1 protein-coding gene is annotated in these 1271 nt (G+C 61.4%); it reads left to right on the top strand.

Translation table 11 applies throughout. The annotated features are described in order from the left end of the window. Positions 1-1221, top strand: a protein-coding gene (locus ABE463_RS18615; protein WP_346469142.1) for an IS3 family transposase whose coding sequence is annotated in 2 segments (ribosomal slippage) — positions 1-338 and positions 338-1221 — 1222 coding nt annotated over the 2 segments. Because the reading frame shifts where the segments join, the coding sequence is not laid out codon by codon here. This gene is flagged as partial in the annotation. Positions 1222-1271: the final 50 nt, after the last annotated feature.

Below are 1271 nucleotides of genomic sequence, written 5' to 3'. Positions count from 1 at the left end.
CAGGCGCAGCCAGCGGGATTACTCGCTGGCCTTCAAATTGTCGGTGGTCGACCAGGTCGAGCGCGGGGAACTGACCTACAAAAAGGCCCAGGAGCGATACGGGATCCAAGGACGGAGCACCGTGCTTGGCTGGCTTCGCCGCCATGGTCGGCAGGATTGGTCGGGTGGTGCATCATCTGCCCCCATGACCACTTCACCCAAAAGCGGGGCGGCCAAGCCGCTGACGCCGGAACAACAGATCAAGGCCTTGCAGGTGCAACTGCGGGAGGCCAACGAGAAAGCGCAGCTTTTCGAAGCCATCGTCGATGTTCTCAAAGAGGACTACGGGGTGCGCATTGTAAAAAAGCCTTCCGGCAAGTCCTCACGCAAGGGCGCCTCCAAGGCCTAAGCGTTGCAAGGGCTTGCCGACATTTCGGCATTAGTCGGCAGGCGTACTACCAAGCCGGCCATCGACAGCAACAGCAGTTGGTCGAGGGCGCACGGGCGATCGCTTTGGTGGGTGGCTATCGGGCGCGACAGCCCCGCATCGGCACCCGCAAGCTCCACGGTCTGATCAGGCCGGCACTGCAGGCATCGGGGATAGCGATGGGGCGGGACCGCCTGTTTGGTGTCCTTCGTGATGCCCGGCTCCTGGTGCCCATGCGGCGTGCATATCACAAGACAACCAACAGCCATCACCGCTTCCGGCGGCACCCCAACCTGCTCAAAGCTGGCGAGGGGCGCGTGGTACCCACCGGCTGCGAGCAGGTGTGGGTCGCCGACATCACCTACCTGCCGACGCAAGGGAAATTCGTCTATCTGAGCCTGATTACGGATGCTTGGTCACGCAAGATCGTAGGCTGGAGCGTGCATGACACGTTGCAGACAGAGCAGGTCGCCCAAGCCCTGCAAATGGCACTGAAGGGGCGAAAAACGCGCCAACGGCTGGTCCACCACTCCGACCGTGGCATCCAGTATTGCTCGGACTACTACCAGAAGATCCACGCCAAGCACGGCGTGACCTGCTCGATGACCGATGGCTACGACTGCTACCAGAACGCTCTCGCAGAGCGGGTAAATGGGATCTTGAAAGGCGAATTCCTGCTGTATCGGCCTCAAGACCTCGCGCAGGCACGCCTGATGGTGGCCGAATCGGTAGAGATCTATAACGCCGAGCGGCCACATCTGTCCCTTAAAATGCAGACGCCCGATGCAGTGCATCGGGCGTCCTTGGCCGCCTGACGGCGGCCTCTACATCCGCCACAGGTGTCAACCTATGGCAGGACGGGTCA

It is taken from the genome of Stenotrophomonas sp. TWI819, from assembly GCF_039673075.1.
In the GTDB taxonomy this organism is placed as follows: domain Bacteria; phylum Pseudomonadota; class Gammaproteobacteria; order Xanthomonadales; family Xanthomonadaceae; genus Stenotrophomonas; species Stenotrophomonas rhizophila_B.
Note: the sequence above shows the minus strand (reverse complement) of the source record. Positions and strands in the feature narration are given on the sequence as shown.